Here is an 18,332-nt window from a genome sequence, read left to right as displayed (position 1 = left end):
TAATGGTAGATTAGTCTAAATTGAACGCACTTTCATCCAACTCGTCCGCCATCGCCGCTAAAATCTCGCGTGTAAGCGAAGCAAGTGAGCGGTAAAACGGCAGTGTGGCGTAGGTTTCCACTTGAGTGAGGAATTTTGCCGCGCAAGGCAATAGAAAATCTTCAAACAGTACTCGCTGTGTAACAACGGAATCCTCATTATCTTCTAGCCAAGAGGCAGCGAGCAAAAGTAGCGCAAAATGATCTGGGCTTTCGATATCAGGCATACCGCATTTTTGTCGAAATGCGACAAATTCCGACAAATTCAAACCATAAGCGGAAATTGCTGTCGGTACTTTACCTTCGGCGCCGAATAGTTTTTGATATTCTTGATCGAGCAACTTCAAATCAATTTTCAGTTGAAGATTATCCAAAGCCGCTTGGCTTTCTTTATCCGTATCCAACGCCCAAACTTGGTTTAAACCTTTTTGTTGCAACCAATTGAACACTCCGGAGAGCACCGCATCGGAGGGAAGGCGATAGAATAAATTGCCGAATAAACGGCTGATTAAAGAGAAATTATTGACTTGATTTTGTTGGGTCATTAAGCGTTTTCCTGTGCATTTTGTTGTAAAAGTATAGTGAGTTTTTCGCGAGTTTTTTGCTCGGCAAGATCAAGCATCGCACGACGGGCTGCGTCATCAATCAAATGAATATCACCGAATAATTCATAACTAACGTTGTCAATACCGCAATAATTAAACAAGCCGTTCACCAAACAATGGTCGAGAGACTTATCCATGCCGCATTCTTTATATTTATCCACGTTACTACCAATGGTAATGAATTGCTGCATTTGTTTACCTTTTAGCAAGCCGACAGATTCGCCGTTTTCTGTTTTATAGGCAAATCCATGGCTTAACACGCGATCTAAGTAGCCTTTTAAAATCGCCGGAAAGCCCATCCACCATAACGGGTAAACTAAGCTGATTAAATCGGCCTGAAGAATAAGATTGTGTTCGTGTTTAACTTCTTCGGGAATAATGCATTTATTCGCCGCTTGTAATTCTTCAAAAGAAATAATCGGATTAAAATTCATCGCATAAAGATCGCGAAACTGAGTTAGCACGCCTAACGCTTGACCGGTTTTCGCTACGCGATCGGCAATGGCGCGGCCAAAGCTACCTTTCGCGTTCGGATGTGCAAAAATAATAAGGTGATTCATTCCGTCACCTTTTGAACAATTAATGTAATGCCGCTAACGGCTTTCACTTCAATCAGATCATTAGCACGAAGACATTCGCCTTGGATACGCCAAGTGGTATCACCGAATACACCGCGTCCGATGCCGTTTGATGCAATTTCTTGCACGCTGCCGCGTTTGCCTAGCATGGCGTGATCGCGCTGATTTAAGGCCGTTTTAACTTGATCACGATGATCTTTGCCGTGCTGGTATTTCCACCAACCTACCGATAAAATGCAAGCCAATAACGCATAAAATATCGCCAGTTCGGTAAGAGAAAAAGCCGGAATAAGGAACTGTACCAATGCGGTGCCTAACGCCGCTAAGCCCCACCAAAGCAAAAATACACCCGGCACCATAATTTCCACAATCAGCAAAACGAAACCTAGTACCAACCAGTGCCATAATGTCCATGTCGTCAACCATTCCGCCATATTGCCTCCTTGGAAAAATAGATAGAAAAAATGCGGTTCACTTCAACCGCATTTTTAAACATAAAATACCGTTTACGCTTTTTTATCGCCTTTTAATAATTCCGCAATGCCCGCAACGGATCCGATTAAATTACCTGCTTCAAGCGGCATCAGGACAACTTTACTGTTTTGTGCACCGCCGATTTCTTTTAAGGCTTCGGTATATTTTTGGGCAATAAAATAATTAATCGCTTTGGTATCACCACTGGCAATGGCTTCAGAGACCATTTGAGTCGCTTTGGCTTCTGCTTCCGCCGCACGTTCACGCGCTTCTGCTTGTAAAAAGGCTTCTTGACGCTCTCCTTCCGCTTTCAAGATACGCGCTTGTTTTTCCCCTTCGGCACGTAAAATTTCCGCCTGACGAATTCCTTCCGCCTCCAATACTTCCGCACGTTTATTACGTTCCGCTTTCATTTGCGCATTCATCGAGTCAATCAATTCGCGCGGCGGACGTACGTCGCGAATTTCGATACGCGTCACCTTAATTCCCCAAGGATTGGTCGCCTCATCGACAATCGCCAATAAACGCCCGTTGATGGAATCGCGCTGAGACAGCATTTCATCCAATTCCATCGACCCCAATACAGTACGAATATTGGTCATTGTCAAATTAATAATAGCTTGTTCAAGGTGATTCACTTCATAAGCCGCGCTGCGTGCATCAATCACTTGCACAAAGCACACCGCATCAATGGACACATTGGCGTTATCTTTGGAAATCACTTCTTGCGACGGAATATCCAATACCTGCTCCATCATATTGATCTTACGGCCAACGCGGTCCACAAAAGGCAACACCAAGTTTAAACCCGGCATTAAAGTGCGTGTATAACGCCCAAAGCGTTCGATCGTCCAATTATAACCTTGCGGTACAGTTTTGACGGTAGAAAATAAAACGACAACGACCAGTACAAGAAAGACGATTGTTGCAACAATTACCCCATCCATTTCAGTTCCCCTTTTTGATTAATGTAACCGCAAAAAGTCTATCAAATTAGCACGCACTTTGTACATAACAATATCCGCCATTCCGCCTGACAAATACCAAAACACCATGCACTGCATAACCAACGACTGCATAAAAAACAAAAGCGGACTTTCGTCCGCTTTATAGAATCATTTGGCTATGCGTTATTTTTACGTTCTTCTTCCATGCATACCGCTGCGGTAAATAACACGTCGGTAGAAGAGTTCAATGCGGTCTCCGTAGAGTCTTGCAAAATACCGATAATAAAGCCAACGCCAATCATTTGCGCCGCTACATCGTCAGAAATACCGAACAAGCTACAAGCTAACGGAATAAGTAATAATGAACCGCCGGCCACACCCGATGCGCCGCATGCGCAAAGAGATGCGACGACGCTCAATAACACGGCGCTAATAAATGGCACTTCCATTCCCAAAGTATTTACCGCCGCAAGGGTTAATACAGTAATCGTAATTGCCGCTCCCGCCATATTAATGGTCGCCCCGAGCGGAATCGCAACCGAATAGGTTTCTTCATCAAGATTTAAACGTTTTGCCAAAGCAATATTAACCGGAATATTCGCTGCGGAACTACGGGTAAAGAATGCCGTTACACCGCTTTCACGCACGCAAGTCCATACTAATGGATAAGGATTGCGACGAATTTTCCAATACACCAAGAGTGGGTTGATCACAAATGCGGTGAATAACATCGTACCGATTAATACAACCAATAATTGCGCATAACCGCCTAATGCCGATAAACCTTTGTCCGACAAAGTTTCCGCCACCAAACCGAATACTCCTAACGGCGCAAAAGAAATAATGAGGCGTACAATGGCGGAAATCGCCTCCGCAAAATCTGCCACAGTTTGCTTCGTATTTTCAGAAGCGTGACGAAGCGCTAAACCTAAACCAATAGACCAAGCTAACACGCCGATGAAGTTCGCTTTAAAAATTGCATTTAATGGATTATCCACTACGTTTAAAACCAAAGCCAATAACACTTCTCCCACCGATTGTGGCGCCGCACTGGCGTCTTCTTTCACCGCCAATGCGACTTCCGATGGAAATAGCATACTTACAATTACCGCAATAGCCGCGGCTAAAAACGTCCCGAGTAAATAAAGCACGATAATTTCCTTCATATTGCTTTTGGAGCCGACTTTTTTATTCGCTAAAGCCGCCATAACAAGGAAGAAAATCAAAATCGGTGCTACTGCACGTAATGCTTTTACGAAAACTTGTCCTAACACGCCAACATTTGATGCTAAATTAAAATCAAGCGTCTGTTGAATGCTCGGATTAACAAGCGCGACAAGGAGCCCTAGGATAAGACCAATAGCAATTCGTTTGACCAAATTACCTTGGAAAAGAAAATGAACTAAACGTGATGTATTCATAATAAGATTAAATAAAAACGAGATTGAACTTAAGATCATTGATGATCCGCCTAAAACACCGTAAAGATAGCTTAAATTTCATTTGAAAGAAAACGTTTTCTTTTTATTTTTCTCTCCAAATTATCGTTTTATAAATATTTTCTAATATTTTGCGACATAAAAAAATTTTTTCTATTCAATATTGACAGCCTGTACAAAACAACAGTATATTAACACCTGTACAAACAACCACTACTTTCAAAAGTTTAGAGGAACCTAAGATGATGAACTACGCAAATATAATCGCTCAAAATGATATGACGTTTTCTTATCATCCGATGCCGTTTTTTAACGATATCGAACAACATCCTACATTCAACAAAAAACTTGATTTGAACCTATATTGTATTAAACGCCCTCAACAAACCTGTTTCATTCGCGTGACCAACCCTAATATGTTGGCTTGGGGCATTGAACAAGGCGATATGCTCGTGGTGGAAAAAAATGACAACCTCGCTGTGGGCGATTTTGTGGTACTCGAAACGGGCAATGAATTTCACATTTATGAATTTATCTCGCACAACGATGAATTTATTTTCATGGCGCTAGATTCTCAAATGCACAACATCAAAACTAAAGATTGGACTTCATTGCCGATTATCGGCACGGTGACCAACACGATTCACCAAATTCAGCCGCGTCGTAATGGCTTAAAATTTGCCGCTTAATTCGCGGATAAACGCCAATCTAGTTCCAAAATACGCACTAATATGCGTTAGTGCCACTCGCTATGAGACCTGCGCAGTATATAATAATCAACCATAGTAATAGCCACGGCGCAGGGCTGAAATTACACTCACAAAATAGCACCGCATTGGAAGCAATTCCAATGCGGTGCTATTTGCAGATCAGGCTGATAGCGCTTCGAAAAAAATTGAAAACGACTGCCCTTACTTTGCGACTATCAAGAATTAATCGTCATAAAGATCTTGCCCGTCTTTACGCGTTCTTAATAATTGAAGAATCCACACATATTGCTCCGGCTGCGGCGTGACAAAACGCTCGATTTCCTCATTCATGGCGCGCGCAGATTGTTCCGGATCATCGGTTAATTGCATGGCCGGATGGATTTCTATTTCGTATTTTCCAGTTTCGGCGTTGTAACGCGGAAACATCGGAATCACCACTGCTTTGGCAAGTTTCGCCATTTTATTTAAACCGGGCAATGTGGCTTTATAGGTGCCGAAGAAATCCACATACAGGCTTTGTTCCGCACCGAAGTCTTCATCCGGCAAGTAATAGCCCATTTCGCCTTGTTTTACGTAATTTAAAAAAGGTTTTATGCCATTTTGGCGTGCATGCATTTTGCCACCAAAACGCTGGCGCATCATCGTCCACAGCCAGTCGACTAAAGGATTGCGATGCGGATTATACATCGACGTCATCGGCATACCGTGCGTATGCAAAATAATCCCCGACGCATCAATCGCCCAACCGTGCGGCACCATTAAAATAATGTTTTTGCCTTCCGCTTTGGCTTGTCGAATATGTTCAAGCCCGATAAACTCACTGCGTTTTTGTAAATGTCGTTTCGAGCGAACGGCGATTTCACCGATACCAAACATCACTTGTGCCACCACCGCAAACATTTTATCAATCACCTCTTCGCGCTGTTGTGTTGTCCAGTTTGGAAAACAATGCGTTAAATTAATTTGTGCACGTCGGCGCTGTTTTTTCGCCTTGTGGCCAATCCACATCCCGAGTTTAGCCGCCCATTTATCACGCAGACGAAAGGGAACAAAAGCCAATAACAACAAAAAGAAAATACCGAGCCAAATCCCCCAATATTGCGGCTTAAGATAGGACCAAGAAAAATGCGCCTCATAACCCGATCGGGCAGTTAAACGTAGTTGTTTTTGAGAATCTGTCATAATAAAAACTGCGAGGAAATCCACCGCCCTCTAAAAATTAAACCAACCTTGGTCATAGGCCATTTTGACGGTCATAATAAAAGACATCGCCACCACCATCGGACGAATTAGCCGTTTGCCTTTGCTCATAACCATTTTTGCCCCAAAATTTGCGCCGATTAAACTGCCCGCCATCATCACGAAACCAACCGTCCAGGCGATATGTCCGCCAATTAAGAAAAAAATAACCGAAGCGATATTTGAGGTTAAATTCATCACTTTTGCATGGGCGGTGGCTTTAGTTAAGTTAAAACCAAGCAATAATACGCAAGCCAAATTCATTAATGAGCCCGTGCCCGGCCCAAAAAATCCATCATAAAAACCTAATGTGATTCCCAAAGAAAGGGCAAAAATGGGATAAGAAAGACGTTGTTTTTTATCGTTTTCGCCTAACTTAGGGGTAAAAAGGAAATAAAGCCCAATAGCAAGGATTAAAAACGGCAAACCTTTTTTAACCAGCGATGAATCAATGCTTTGAATTAATAATGTACCGATCACTGAACCGATAAAAATCATGAATAAAATAAAGCCAAATTCGCGCAAATTCACCGCCTTCTTGCGCAAAAAATACAAACTTGCCGATAAAGAACCGCCAAACGCCTGCAATTTATTGGTGCCTAATGCCATTGCCGGTGGCATACCGGCCATCAATAAGGCAGGAATAGTAATTAAACCGCCCCCTCCGGCGATAGCGTCAATAAAAGCCGCCACAAAAGCAACTGCAAATAACAGCCCTAAAATATCCATGCCAAATTCCATAGGTTTACCTCAAATCATTATTCTAGCCATTCACTACGGTTTGGTGAGTTCAATATTTGCTGACATAAAAACGGCTCGGGTGGAACGGTTTTTGGTTTACCGGAAGGCGCACCGGGTTTTGCCGGCTCAAACCAAGAATAAAGTTCGGCACCGCATCCATCACCCGCAGGCACCGGTGCTTGCTCTTCACAATAGGTGGCATCCACCGGACATTTTAAACGCACATGGAAATGAGAGTCATGCCCGAACCAAGGACGAATTTTGTGCAACCAAGCGCGATCGGCTCCTGCCGTTTCGCAAAGTTTCAATTTAATTGCAGGATTGACAAAAATACGAGTAACTTCCGAATCTTCTGCTGCCAATTTAATCAGCTTAGCATGGTTCGCGTTCCAAATACTGTCGTCCACGCGCCGAGTTTGGCGGTTCACCACCAACAAACCTTTGCCGTCAGAATTCAGTGCTTCACTATCGGACATACTGCCCATGCGCAACCAAATGTCTGCATCTAGCCCCATTTGATGGCTCGCATGCCCGGTTAAAAAACGTCCGCCGCCCGGCATAGCAATATCGCCCACCAACATCGTTGGCAAGCCCGCGGCTTTCGCGCGTTGCCCCAAACGTTGCAAATAGCTAATCATATTTGGATGTCCGTAATAACGGTTTTTATTCAAGCGAATCACTTGATAGCCGTCCCCTTTATAAGGTAAAGGCTGCGCGCCGATAATGCAGCCGTTGGAATAGCTGCCAATCGGCTTCGCCTTACCGTCCTCGCTTGGAATCGGACGCTTCACCCTCTGCCAATCTTGTGGCGTGGCTTGCACGCAAAATACCCAAAATGCGCTTAATATAAACGAAGTAGTTAGTAAAATTTTATTCATTTATTCTCACTAAAATGAAGTGTCAAATGAGCACCGCATTGAATGCTTTTCGGTGCCGAAAGTGAAACCGTTATTTACATTGCGCCTTAAAACGCAATAAATGATCCAATAACACAATCGCCGTCATCGCTTCCGCAATAGGAACCGCGCGAATGCCAACACAAGGATCGTGGCGACCTTTGGTAATGACGTCCACCGCTTCATTATTGAGATTTACCGAACGCCCCGGCACCGTAATGCTGGAGGTCGGTTTTAACGCGATAGTGGTAATAATCGGTTGTCCTGAGCTGATGCCACCGAGAATACCGCCGGCATGATTGGAAAGAAAACCTTCGGGCGTCATTTCGTCACGATGTTCACTGCCGCGTTGTTCCGTCACGGCAAAACCGTCACCGATTTCCACGCCCTTAACGGCATTAATGCTCATTAAAGCATGGGCTAAATCCGCATCCAGACGATCAAACACCGGTTCGCCCAAACCTGCCGGCACATTTTCGGCCACTACGGTCAGTTTCGCACCGATAGAATCCCCTTGCTTTTTCAAATCGCGAATCAATTCATCGAATTTTTCCAAAGCATTTTTATCCGGGCAAAAAAACGGATTGTTGTTCACTTCCACCCAATCGATGTTTTCAATAACTTGCGGGGCGATTTTGACCTTGCCGATTTGGCTTATAAAACCACGTACTTCAATGCCAAATCGCTCGCGTAAATATTTTTTCGCAATGGCGCCGGCAGCCACACGCATAGCGGTTTCACGGGCCGAAGAACGACCGCCACCGCGATAATCGCGGATGCCGTATTTCTGCTGATAAGTAAAATCCGCATGTCCTGGGCGAAAACGGTCTTTAATGTCGCCGTAATCTTGCGAACGTTGATCACCGTTTTTAATAATCATACCAATGCTGGTACCGGTGGTTTTCCCTTCAAACACGCCGGATAAAATCTGTACTTCGTCATCTTCGCAACGTGGTGTAGTGTAGCGGGAGGTACCCGGTTTGCGGCGATCCAAATCCGGTTGAATATCCGCTTCCGACAGCGCCATGTTCGGCGGTACGCCATCTACAATACAGCCCAATGCGGTGCCGTGGGACTCACCGAAAGTGGTGACGCGGAAAAGTTGCCCTATTGTGTTTCCTGCCATAATTTCTCTCTTATTTTATTTGTTGTGCTTGCGTGTTTGCTAATTTAACTGCGTTCATATTCACAAAAGGAATTTCTTCGCCGCTATCGTTATTTTTAATAAAGACATCAAGTTGATTAAAGGCGATATCGATATTATTCTCGGCAAATAATTCGTTGATACGGCGATTTAAGGCGTCGGTGACACTAGTCCGTTCAGAAAGCTGACCAACATACACGCGCAATTCGTGATCTAAAGTGCTGGCGCCGAAACTCAAAAATAAAGCATGTGGTTCCGGATCTTTCAAAATGCCCGGTTGCTCGTTTGCTGCTTGTAACAACAAACGTTTCACCAACGCTAAATCCGAACCGTAAGCCACACCAATATTCACAATTAATCGCGTCACGGTATTAGAGAGCGCCCAGTTTGTCACTTGTCCCGTTACAAAGGATTTATTCGGCACGATAACTTCTTTTCGGTCAGGATCAATAATCGTGATGGCACGAATGCGGATTTTGGCCACGGTTCCGGTCACGTCATTAATTGTCACGGTATCACCAACTCGAATCGGGCGTTCGAATAAGAGAATAATGCCTGAGACAAAGTTAGCAAAAATTTCTTGCATACCAAAACCAAGACCAACAGAAAGTGCGGCGAATAGCCATTGTAATTTCGACCACGACATCCCCAGTGTGGCAAAGGCCCAAGCGCCGCCAATCGCGACGATAACATAAGTCAGTAAAGTGGTAATCGTGTAAGGCGTGCCTTGCGATAATTTCACCCGCGAGAAAACCAACACTTCTAAAATACCGGAAATATTGCGCACCAAAACATAGGTAATGGCGATAATGACCAACGCAACCAATAAATTGAACAACGTGATGCTTTCCGTCACGGATACGCCATCCACCTGCGAACTCTGCTGCCATAAGGTAATATCGCGCAGATAGCTGGCGACTGTGATTAAATCCGACCAAACAAAATAGAAAATGGCGAATAATGCAGTCCAGATAAAAAGATCCGCAAAGCGTAATAACTGGCTTCTCACCTCATTAAGCGCCAACCCTTCTTCTTGCGCAGTAACCAATACCACATCATCGGAAGGCGGAGTCTCATTAAGATCCTCGGCTTTTTGACGGCGTTTTTCCTGTAAACGACGGTGCGCCAAACGGCGGGAAGATACGGTAATGCCGCGATAAACTGTTTGACGAAGGATAAACCAAACGCACCACGCAATGTAGGAATTAATCATATGTTGAATCAGATTCAATGCGGTGTAGTAATAGCCTAATACTATCAACACAATCAAACCGACCGGAATCAACTGCAACAACACTTGAATCGTTTTTACAACCACATTATTGCGTTTTGATTGACTTTTTTCAAAGGAACGTAATGCACTATTAAAGCGCGGAGCAATCATCACTACACAGAAAATCAATGCAGCAATAGTATTGAGCTCACCTAGTACATCATTTGCCAAGCCGTTATCCATTACGTTACTAAATACCGAAGTATTCAATAACAATATCACGGCGACAATAATGTGTTTCACCACACTACGGAATTTTTCCGCATCATTTTGGGCAAAACCGAAGTGGCGCACGAAGATGCCGTTCGGACGATAAATCGCATACCATACGTTAAAGAACCACCAATAACCTGCCATACGGAACGACCAATCCCAGAATTCTTGTGGATCACGGAAAAAGAAAAAACCGATCATCTGACAGACGGCGAGGAACCAAAGCGTACCGGATAAATTCAACAATCCGGTCAATACTAATGCTATCGGTGTGTGCCATTGGCTGTCTGAGCGTAATGTATTGATTTCGCTGTTAATTAATGCCAAACGTTGTTTAATGGTTGGCTTAAATTTAAAAATTGCCCCGCCAATAATTATTAAAATCAACACATAACTCAGCAAGTAGGGCAAATTATCAAAATTCGTCGGAAAACCGAGGTGTTTCAACATGCCGCTAAATTGTATATCCAACGATGTCGGCAACGCTTTCAACCAGTCTAAATTGATCGGATTATTGCTTCTTACCCAGAAACTTTGCTGATCAAGTTGCGCCTGAATTTGGTCGCTGATTTGCGTAATTCGTTGCTGTGTCAATTCTAAGGAAATCGCGAGATTAAGTTGATTATTCAAAGACTTAATCACATCCGAAGCCATTTTGCGGCGCTCAAGCAACAAATTCTCCAGTTGTGTTTTTTCCTCTGCCGTAAAAACTTGATTTTCTTCTGCTTCCACTTTGCTGATGTAGCTATCTAAATCGTAAAGTTCATTACGACGCTGGGTAATATCGAAAATTTGCACCCGCAAATCGGCAATTTGTTTGGATAATCCTTGAATGTTTAAATTAGTCGGCAGCTTTTGTTTTTGTTGCTGAATAATCCGCGACAATACCAATGTGCCTTGCAACGCGCTAATTTGCTCATCTATCGTACGCTGGGTTTGCGTTAAGTTATCCAACACATTGCGCATACGCAATTCGTCTTGGGTTAAGGTATTGGTTTTTTCCGTTTGTTGTAACAAGAACTGACTTAATTGTGCATTGCGCTCCAATTCTTTTTGAATGTAATTGTTATTAACGGATTTTTGTTGCTGCTGTTGTGCCTGCTGCACTTGGTTTTGACTTTGCGCTAGATTTTTTTGGTTAATCGCATCTTGAATCGCTGCAATTTGCTGCTGCTGAACTTGTTGTTTTGCATTTAATAAATCGTAACGACTTTGATAAAGGACCGTTAATTGATCGCTGTTTTTCAACAAAATCTGGTTGTAGTTATTTTTTAAATCAATCAGTTCCAATTCCAATTGATTTTGCTGCTTTTTAGCCGAACTCACCGTACCGTCCGACAATTCCTGATTTAAGATTTGGCTACGTTTGGCGTTATCCGTCAAGGCACTTTGCGCTCGTTCGGACACGGCACTTTGCCCCGCCAGCACCGCATTGGCGGCGCTCAATGCAGCTTGTGTGTCTTGTTGTTGATTGTTGAGCTTTTCTAAAGACGCTTGTAAATCCGCCAACGTGGTTAATTTATAATTATCGGCATCGGCCTGATTAAAACGCTTTTTCAGATTCTGCAAATCCGCATTATTTTTCTGAATTTCGTTATCAGAATTGTTTAAGGTCGCCAGCAAATCGTCATTACTTTTTCGCTGGGTTTGAATTTGTTGCAACAAATCCAGTGCGCTCTGCAGTTCCTCAATGCGGTGCTGTTTGGCTTCTCCGTCATCGATTTTTTGTGCGGCAGCAAGTTCTGCTTTCAGACTTTGTTCCGTCGGCAAGGCTACGGTTTTCGGTTGATTTGCCGTCGCATCTTGCGACAATGTCGCCCCCACCACAGAGGCGGCAAGTAATACGGCGAAAAAACGAGAAATTTTCATAACTTATGACTCTATATGTTGAAGTAGCCAATCGGCTAATGTTTTCCGAGAAATTTTTATGCCACCCTGATGCAAATCAGGGAGCGGATAGTAGGCCACCGGCTGTTTAAAACGCGCCAAATGGGTTTGTAAAAAAATGCGTAGCTTTTCCACTGCACGTTCACTAAATTGTTCGTGAAACGCTGTTAATGCCACCGGACGTGCGCCAAATTCCGCATCGGCTTTTGGCAACACAAAAACCTGTTTTACCAAGCCCGATTGCAAAATCGTTTTTTCGATTTCTTCAGGCTGAATATTTTCCCCGCCGGAAATAAACATATTATCCAAGCGTCCGACAACCACCAGTTCGTCGTTTTGCCACAGGCCTTTATCTTTAGTTTGCAGCCATCCCGATTCGTTAATCAAAGGAAGGATTTCACCGTTTTTCCAATACCCCATGGCAAGCCCTGCACCTTTTAGCCAAATTTCATCGTTTACTAATTGAAACTCGCGCCCTAACAATGCTTGCCCGACGCCGGGTTTGTCATCAGAAACTTTGGCGAAAATGGTGGAAGCCATTTCTGTCATGCCGTAGCCGCTGTACGGCGTAATGCCGTATGTGCGAATGGCTTGAGTCAACGCCACCGGAATATGTGCGCCGCCCAATAAAATATGACGCGTCTTCACTTCGCTTTGCGGGTACCGAGCCAAATAATCCAATAAACGTTGAAGCTGAGTCGGCACTAGCGAAACATGCGTAGCCTGCAATAGCGAGGCATAAAAATCTGTTTGCGGAAAATGCAATTGTGCGCCACAAACTAACCAACGCCACACAATTCCCTGCCCCGATACGTGGTACAACGGCAATGACAATAACCAAGATTGCATCGCGTGGAATTGCATCAATTGGCATACGCCACGCGCATTATCCAAGTGGGCTTGCATATTATGCAGTACCGCTTTCGGCTGGCCGCCGGAGCCGGAAGTGAGCGTCATTGTCGCCGGACGTAGAAAATCAGCTTCTTCGAGTTTTGCTAATGGGCATTCGGAAATATTCGCCAAATCTTCATGACGCAAACATAAATCAACACCGTATTCACGACAGAATTGGTCGATTCTCTGTTGCGGGAACGCCGGATTTAGCCCTATGATTTTAGCACCGCATTGAAGGCTTGCCAGATAAAGAAAAAGTATGGCTTCTGAATTTTTCGCGCAAAAAGCGACCGTACTTTGCGGTGTGATGCCCCGTTGTTGCAAAAAAGCTGCAGTTTGATTAATTTTTTGCGCGACGTCAGCCCAAGTAAAAAGATCACCTTGCGAGGAACGCAAGGCGATTGTTTGGGAAGATTGAGGATTATCGGCAAAAACTTGCCAAGGAAAAAGGTTAATTGCTGACAAAATACGCCCGCACTTCGTCAATCAAACTTTCCGGCAAATTCATGGATTGCATGGCGCTTTCCAGCATCAACATTTTTCTACCGCTGTTGGTATTGGTAATTACCCAGTACGGCGTATCAGGAATTTGTTTCGGCTTAGTGTGGTTACCCGCCATTAGTAAAGTCGCTTCGTCTCGCGCAAAGTACACTCGGGTACGACCTTGCAAGGATTCCGTCGCCTGGGCGAAGCTTTCCGGATCAGTGCGATAAAGTACACGCAAAATCGCCAAAAAACGTACGACTGCTTTGCTTTCTTGTTTAAACTCGTCAGAATTTAGTAATAGGCGTACTTTGTCGCTAATTTGGTTAATGGCTTCATTCGATTGTTTTTTAGCCGTTTTAGGCGCAGCAGTTTTCGATTCCAAAAACGTCTCTTGTTGCGACGGCGCATTTGTCAATTTAACCTCGCTTTCGAGCACCGCATCGGATTTAACCGCGTCTTCGGTAATGGAACCATCAAAAGAAACGAAATCTAACGTAGCGCTCGGGTTCGCAGGCAAATGAAGCAAACGACGGAGAATATCTGAAGCGCTTTCGCCGATTGATTGCGTTTGTTTTGCAATGTATCGGTATAATTCTTCATCCACTTCAATTATCTTCATTTTTACCTCTCCGTTTGCTAGAATTTTCGCCCATTATAGCGGCTTCTTAACAAATTCTCACGCGAAAAAATATGCCTATTCCTCAATTACTCAATTTCCAATTTGATCAAGCAAAACAAGCACTTCATTCATCCACTTTAATTTTTATTCACGGTTTATTCGGCGATATGAATAATCTCGGCGTGATCGCCCGGGCTTTTAGTGACGACTACAATATTCTGCGTGTAGATTTACGCAACCACGGACAAAGTTTTCATTCCGAATCGATGAATTATGACTTAATGGCGGAAGACATATTTACGCTGATTCGGCATCTTAAATTGGAAAAAACCATTTTAATCGGACATTCTATGGGCGGGAAAACGGCGATGAAATTAGCCGCACGGCATCCCGAAATCGTAGAGAAATTGATCGTTATTGATATCGCGCCACTGCCTTACGGCAATCGCGGCCATCAAGATGTGTTTCAAGGTTTATTTGCGGTGAATGCAGCAAAGCCGCAATCGCGCCAGCAAGCCAAACCGATTTTGGCGCAACAAATCGCCGATCCGAGCGTAGTTCAATTTATGCTGAAATCATTCAAACCGACTTCGCCGGAATTTTTTCGTTTTAATTTAACCGCGCTTTTCAACAATTACGAAAATTTAATGGCTTGGCAAGATGTATCGGTTTCGGTACCGACCTTATTTATCAAAGGCGGCGATTCGCCTTACATCAAACCGCAAGATTCCGAGCGGATTTTACAACAATTCCCAAATGCCTCATCATTTACGATAAACGGTTGCGGACACTGGGTTCATGCACAAAAGCCGGCGTTCGTCATTCGTGCGATTAATCGATTTCTAAATAAGAATTAATCGGTTTAAATGAGAATTGAACTATGATATAGTGCGCGCAAATCACGGGCTCTGAGCCCTTTTGATTTTTAATATTTTCAAACATTTAATTTTAAAGGAAAGAAAGATGGCAGTTGTGGGTCTATTTTACGGTAGCGATACGGGCAATACCGAAAACATCGCGAAAATAATTCAAAAACAATTAGGCGCTGATTTAGTCGATATTCGTGATATTGCAAAAACCTCAAAAGAAGACATCGAAGCTTATGATTTTTTACTTTTTGGCATTCCGACTTGGTACTACGGCGAAGCTCAAGCGGACTGGGACGATTTCTTCCCAACCTTAGAAGAAATTGATTTTACCGATAAATTAGTGGCGATTTTCGGCTGCGGCGATCAAGAGGATTACGCCGATTATTTTTGTGACGCCATCGGTACCGTGCGCGATATCATTGAACCGCATGGCGCTATTGTCGTAGGGAATTGGCCGACCGAAGGTTACACTTTTGAAGCCTCCAAAGCCTTATTAGAAGATGGTACCTTTATCGGTTTATGTATTGATGAAGATCGCCAACCCGAACTCACCGCAGAACGCGTTGAAAAATGGTGTAAACAAATTTACGACGAAATGTGTTTGGCGGAACTCGCTTAACATCATAAAACAAGGAAACTTTATGTCTGAAGAAAATATTAAATTGCTCAAAAAAGCGGGTTTAAAAATTACTGAACCGCGTTTGACCGTCCTTGCCTTAATGCAAGATCACAAAAACGAACATTTTTCTGCAGAAGACGTCTATAAAATTTTGCTTGAACAAGGCAGTGACATCGGTTTAGCTACCGTCTATCGCGTGTTAAACCAATTTGATGAAGCGCACATTTTGATTCGTCACAACTTTGAAGGCAATAAATCGGTATTTGAATTGGCGCCAACCGAACATCACGATCACATCATTTGTGAAGACTGCGGCAAAGTTTTTGAATTCTCCGACAATCTGATCGAACAACGCCAAAAAGAAATCAGCGAACAATACGGCATTAAACTCAAAGCGCACAGTTTATATCTTTACGGCAAATGCAGCGATATTGAGAAATGTGAAGAGAGCATTAAAAAAGACGAAGACGAAGACGAAAACAAATAATATTCAAGCCACAAGAATTCACTGAAATTAGTCTCACAAAACAGCACCGCATTGGAAGTCATTTCAATGCGGTGCTGTTTTTAATGAAGAATCAATTAAGGTTGAAATTACGATCTTGTCGACAAGGAATTAAACATCCACGACTTTACTTAGCGATATATTTTAGCCTATGGTGTAGCGCTTTCCACTTTGCGCCATAAATGTTTGCTGTAAATCGCCCCGATCGAATTAGGCTGCGCACCCATCACGGAAGGTGAAATATAAACCGGCGTAGTATATTGAAACAGCGGCAGCAACAGATTTTCCCGTTGAATGATATCACTTAATTTTAAATAAATGTCCAAACGCACTTTTTCATCCGTACTTTTCAGTGCCTGCTCGAAAAGTGCATCATAGCTTTCGTTCGCATAACCGCTTTTATTATCGGGACTTTTGGAATAAAACAAGCCTAAAAACGCCATCGGGTGATTAAAATCGCCGCACCAACCGGAACGAATCAACTGAAACTCACCTCTCGTTCGTTTTTCTTGTAGTTGTTGCCAACTCATCGGCTGTGTTTCCACCCGCAATAAATCTGATTCCGATAATTGTCGCGCCAAACGATGGGCAATATTGCGATGCAGCGCGAAATCGTCATAACTCAACTGTAAAGTCAGGGGGTGCTTTTCGGTAATTTTACTTTGCGCCAATAACTGCTCCGCTACCACCGGTTCCCAATGCGAATCCTGCCCTTGCAACATCGCTTTCGGTAAGAAGTAAGAACTTGGCACCGCATTCGGCATTTCATGATTGGTAATCGATGTCACCGAAACTAAAGAGGCAACGGCTTTTCGTACTAAAGGATCGGCTAACTTCGGATCGCGCAAATTAAATTCGTAAAAATAACCGCATAATTGCGGAAAATATTGCACGTTTTCCGGCCTATTTTCGTGAGCTCGCTTCGGTGACCAAAGCACATCAAAGCGCTGTCCCCCATCGTTCTCGGTAAACAAATAATCCACCGCATTAAACGACACCGCCTCTTTTTGCCAATAATACGGATTTTTTACTAAATGTATGCCGTTTTCATCACGCGACGAAAACAGATAAGCCCCATTTGATACCATCAAGTTTAAATCATGATATTGCGGCAGTAACGCGACATGCGCTAACATTTCCGGCAAATAAGGCGTCGGTTTATTAAGCCGAATCAATAAAGTACGGTCAGTTTCCGCAAAGATTCCAAGACGGCTTAAAGGCTGTTGTTTCTCTAATACCGCTTGCGCATTTTGCACGTTTAAATACAACAAATAAGATTTTAACGGGCTTTCCGATTGCGCAAGCGCTTGCCAAGAAAGCACAAAATCCTGCGCGGTTAAAGGCGTCCCGTTTGACCATTTCAGCCCGTCACGCAAAATAAACGTCCAATTTCGGTTATCTTCAGTTTGCCAACTTTCCGCTGCAGCAGGAACCAAATTACCTTGCGCGTCATAAGCCGTTAAGCCTTCAAATAAATCTCGAATCAACGACGTTTGCCCCGCTTCCGTAACGAACCATGGAGATAGCACCGCATTGGGCTCAATGCCGCGTGTTAATTTCTCGCGATCATAATTAAGCGAAGGAGATTGTTCAGCAACAGAAGGATTTGAATGCGGTGCTGTTGGCGTAGTTCGATTAAATTTATCACAACCGTTCGACGCCAAAATAATAGAAAAAATAAGTGCGCTTTTCAGCCAGTAAGGGAGGCATTTAGTCATTTTCAATCAGGTCTTCGCTTTCCCCTTCGGTTTTAATCCAGAATAAGAAAAACCAGTATTTCACCGCAATCAAGGCGGCAATAATGCCGCGTCCAATCGGGCTCGGTGTGAAATAAAAACCAATTAATAACATCGTGGTGGATAGCGCTAAAATGGAAATCTTGGTTTTCTTCGTCATGGCGCGGCGCTCATTAAAGGATTTTAAATGATTTTGATAAACGGACGTGCGCATAAACCAAGCTTCTAGCCGCTTCGACCCTTTGGTAAAGAAAAATAAGGTAAGCAACAAAAACGGTGTGGTCGGCAAAAAAGGAACAAAAATACCAATAATGCCTAGTAAGAGCGAAACGAAACCCAATAAAACGTAAACGTATTTCATAAAATATTTGATAAGAGAAAATGCGAACCATTATTGCTGATTTTTTAGATTTTTCAACC

General features: G+C 43.4%; 18 protein-coding genes. 4 read left to right on the top strand and 14 right to left on the bottom strand.

The genetic code is table 11. The annotated features are described in order from the left end of the window. Nucleotides 1-10: 10 nt before the first annotated feature. From AB3F25_RS03005 to sstT, 5 genes are all read right to left on the bottom strand, one after another. Entirely contained in the window at nucleotides 11-583 is a 573-nt protein-coding gene (locus AB3F25_RS03005; RefSeq protein WP_373604031.1) for a molecular chaperone, read from the bottom strand. Next, the gene (locus tag AB3F25_RS03000; RefSeq protein WP_373604030.1) at nucleotides 583-1,203 is read right to left on the bottom strand and encodes an NAD(P)H-dependent oxidoreductase; all 621 of its coding nucleotides are present in this window, start codon (nucleotides 1,201-1,203) and stop codon (nucleotides 583-585) included. Before AB3F25_RS03000 ends, AB3F25_RS03005 begins: the two co-directional genes overlap by 1 nt. Then, the gene (locus tag AB3F25_RS02995) at nucleotides 1,200-1,655 is read right to left on the bottom strand and encodes an NfeD family protein (RefSeq protein WP_373604029.1); all 456 of its coding nucleotides are present in this window, start codon (nucleotides 1,653-1,655) and stop codon (nucleotides 1,200-1,202) included. Before AB3F25_RS02995 ends, AB3F25_RS03000 begins: the two co-directional genes overlap by 4 nt. A gap of 72 nt (nucleotides 1,656-1,727) precedes the next feature. Next, on the bottom strand, nucleotides 1,728-2,642 hold the full coding sequence (locus AB3F25_RS02990) for an SPFH domain-containing protein (RefSeq protein WP_373604028.1): 915 nt from the start codon (nucleotides 2,640-2,642) through the stop codon (nucleotides 1,728-1,730). A gap of 176 nt (nucleotides 2,643-2,818) precedes the next feature. Beyond that, nucleotides 2,819-4,063 carry a serine/threonine transporter SstT gene (gene sstT, locus AB3F25_RS02985; RefSeq protein WP_373604027.1) on the bottom strand — a complete coding sequence of 415 codons (1,245 nt, stop codon included), beginning with the start codon at nucleotides 4,061-4,063 and terminating at the stop codon, nucleotides 2,819-2,821. A 263-nt stretch (nucleotides 4,064-4,326) separates the two neighbouring features. Here sstT and AB3F25_RS02980 point away from each other — a divergent pair, with 263 nt between their 5' ends. After that, complete coding sequence (locus tag AB3F25_RS02980) at nucleotides 4,327-4,770, top strand: LexA family protein (RefSeq protein ID WP_373604312.1); 444 nt, start codon at nucleotides 4,327-4,329, stop codon at nucleotides 4,768-4,770. A gap of 243 nt (nucleotides 4,771-5,013) precedes the next feature. On the opposite strand, the gene lpxM is transcribed toward AB3F25_RS02980, so the two are convergent. The 7 genes from lpxM to seqA all read right to left on the bottom strand — a co-directional run bounded on the left by lpxM (nucleotide 5,014) and on the right by seqA (nucleotide 14,183). Next, entirely contained in the window at nucleotides 5,014-5,973 is a 960-nt protein-coding gene (gene lpxM, locus AB3F25_RS02975; protein WP_373604026.1) for a lauroyl-Kdo(2)-lipid IV(A) myristoyltransferase, read from the bottom strand. A 30-nt stretch (nucleotides 5,974-6,003) separates the two neighbouring features. After that, entirely contained in the window at nucleotides 6,004-6,771 is a 768-nt protein-coding gene (locus AB3F25_RS02970) for a TSUP family transporter (protein WP_373604025.1), read from the bottom strand. 17 nt (nucleotides 6,772-6,788) lie between these two features. Continuing rightward, nucleotides 6,789-7,649, bottom strand: a complete 861-nt coding sequence (gene mepA, locus AB3F25_RS02965; RefSeq protein WP_373604024.1) for a penicillin-insensitive murein endopeptidase — start codon at nucleotides 7,647-7,649, stop codon at nucleotides 6,789-6,791. A gap of 70 nt (nucleotides 7,650-7,719) precedes the next feature. Next, complete coding sequence (gene aroC, locus AB3F25_RS02960) at nucleotides 7,720-8,793, bottom strand: chorismate synthase (RefSeq protein WP_373604023.1); 1,074 nt, start codon at nucleotides 8,791-8,793, stop codon at nucleotides 7,720-7,722. A gap of 10 nt (nucleotides 8,794-8,803) precedes the next feature. Further along, nucleotides 8,804-12,166, bottom strand: a complete 3,363-nt coding sequence (gene mscK / locus AB3F25_RS02955) for a mechanosensitive channel MscK (RefSeq protein WP_373604022.1) — start codon at nucleotides 12,164-12,166, stop codon at nucleotides 8,804-8,806. A gap of 3 nt (nucleotides 12,167-12,169) precedes the next feature. Beyond that, nucleotides 12,170-13,534, bottom strand: coding sequence for an o-succinylbenzoate--CoA ligase (menE, locus tag AB3F25_RS02950; RefSeq protein ID WP_373604311.1), 1,365 nt, complete (start codon nucleotides 13,532-13,534; stop codon nucleotides 12,170-12,172). Beyond that, the gene (seqA, locus tag AB3F25_RS02945) at nucleotides 13,530-14,183 is read right to left on the bottom strand and encodes a replication initiation negative regulator SeqA (protein ID WP_373604021.1); all 654 of its coding nucleotides are present in this window, start codon (nucleotides 14,181-14,183) and stop codon (nucleotides 13,530-13,532) included. Before seqA ends, menE begins: the two co-directional genes overlap by 5 nt. A gap of 71 nt (nucleotides 14,184-14,254) precedes the next feature. Between seqA and AB3F25_RS02940 the strand changes: the two genes are divergently transcribed. The 3 genes from AB3F25_RS02940 (at nucleotide 14,255) to fur (ending at nucleotide 16,158) form a co-directional block, all read left to right on the top strand. Then, nucleotides 14,255-15,040, top strand: coding sequence for an alpha/beta fold hydrolase (locus tag AB3F25_RS02940; protein WP_373604020.1), 786 nt, complete (start codon nucleotides 14,255-14,257; stop codon nucleotides 15,038-15,040). A gap of 106 nt (nucleotides 15,041-15,146) precedes the next feature. Next, nucleotides 15,147-15,671: a flavodoxin FldA gene (fldA, locus tag AB3F25_RS02935; RefSeq protein WP_373604019.1), complete on the top strand. Its 525-nt coding sequence runs from the start codon at nucleotides 15,147-15,149 to the stop codon at nucleotides 15,669-15,671. A 22-nt stretch (nucleotides 15,672-15,693) separates the two neighbouring features. Next, nucleotides 15,694-16,158 (top strand): ferric iron uptake transcriptional regulator, encoded by a 465-nt coding sequence (gene fur, locus AB3F25_RS02930; RefSeq protein ID WP_373604018.1) that lies wholly within the window; start codon nucleotides 15,694-15,696, stop codon nucleotides 16,156-16,158. Between the two features lie 167 nt (nucleotides 16,159-16,325). Here the strand turns inward: fur and AB3F25_RS02925 are convergent, their stop codons facing one another. Next, nucleotides 16,326-17,894 carry a peptide ABC transporter substrate-binding protein gene (locus tag AB3F25_RS02925; RefSeq protein WP_373604017.1) on the bottom strand — a complete coding sequence of 523 codons (1,569 nt, stop codon included), beginning with the start codon at nucleotides 17,892-17,894 and terminating at the stop codon, nucleotides 16,326-16,328. Next, nucleotides 17,887-18,273 carry a YbaN family protein gene (locus tag AB3F25_RS02920; protein ID WP_373604016.1) on the bottom strand — a complete coding sequence of 129 codons (387 nt, stop codon included), beginning with the start codon at nucleotides 18,271-18,273 and terminating at the stop codon, nucleotides 17,887-17,889. Before AB3F25_RS02920 ends, AB3F25_RS02925 begins: the two co-directional genes overlap by 8 nt. Nucleotides 18,274-18,332: the final 59 nt, after the last annotated feature.

It is taken from the genome of Aggregatibacter sp. HMT-949 (assembly GCF_041734645.1).
Classification (GTDB): domain Bacteria; phylum Pseudomonadota; class Gammaproteobacteria; order Enterobacterales; family Pasteurellaceae; genus Rodentibacter.
The sequence above is the reverse complement of the archived record's forward strand: the minus strand, read 5'-3'. Positions and strand labels throughout refer to the sequence as shown.

Bases quoted from the DNA above. Each gene is read 5' to 3' on its own strand.
- AB3F25_RS03005 (WP_373604031.1), bottom strand. From the start codon at position 583: ATGACCCAACAAAATCAAGTCAATAATTTCTCTTTAATCAGCCGTTTA.
- AB3F25_RS03000 (WP_373604030.1), bottom strand. From the start codon at position 1,203: ATGAATCACCTTATTATTTTTGCACATCCGAACGCGAAAGGTAGCTTT.
- AB3F25_RS02995 (WP_373604029.1), bottom strand. From the start codon at position 1,655: ATGGCGGAATGGTTGACGACATGGACATTATGGCACTGGTTGGTACTA.
- AB3F25_RS02990 (WP_373604028.1), bottom strand. From the start codon at position 2,642: ATGGATGGGGTAATTGTTGCAACAATCGTCTTTCTTGTACTGGTCGTT.
- sstT (WP_373604027.1), bottom strand. From the start codon at position 4,063: ATGAATACATCACGTTTAGTTCATTTTCTTTTCCAAGGTAATTTGGTC.
- AB3F25_RS02980 (WP_373604312.1), top strand. From the start codon at position 4,327: ATGAACTACGCAAATATAATCGCTCAAAATGATATGACGTTTTCTTAT.
- lpxM (WP_373604026.1), bottom strand. From the start codon at position 5,973: ATGACAGATTCTCAAAAACAACTACGTTTAACTGCCCGATCGGGTTAT.
- AB3F25_RS02970 (WP_373604025.1), bottom strand. From the start codon at position 6,771: ATGGAATTTGGCATGGATATTTTAGGGCTGTTATTTGCAGTTGCTTTT.
- mepA (WP_373604024.1), bottom strand. From the start codon at position 7,649: ATGAATAAAATTTTACTAACTACTTCGTTTATATTAAGCGCATTTTGG.
- aroC (WP_373604023.1), bottom strand. From the start codon at position 8,793: ATGGCAGGAAACACAATAGGGCAACTTTTCCGCGTCACCACTTTCGGT.
- mscK (WP_373604022.1), bottom strand. From the start codon at position 12,166: ATGAAAATTTCTCGTTTTTTCGCCGTATTACTTGCCGCCTCTGTGGTG.
- seqA (WP_373604021.1), bottom strand. From the start codon at position 14,183: ATGAAGATAATTGAAGTGGATGAAGAATTATACCGATACATTGCAAAA.
- AB3F25_RS02940 (WP_373604020.1), top strand. From the start codon at position 14,255: ATGCCTATTCCTCAATTACTCAATTTCCAATTTGATCAAGCAAAACAA.
- fldA (WP_373604019.1), top strand. From the start codon at position 15,147: ATGGCAGTTGTGGGTCTATTTTACGGTAGCGATACGGGCAATACCGAA.
- fur (WP_373604018.1), top strand. From the start codon at position 15,694: ATGTCTGAAGAAAATATTAAATTGCTCAAAAAAGCGGGTTTAAAAATT.
- AB3F25_RS02925 (WP_373604017.1), bottom strand. From the start codon at position 17,894: ATGACTAAATGCCTCCCTTACTGGCTGAAAAGCGCACTTATTTTTTCT.
- AB3F25_RS02920 (WP_373604016.1), bottom strand. From the start codon at position 18,273: ATGAAATACGTTTACGTTTTATTGGGTTTCGTTTCGCTCTTACTAGGC.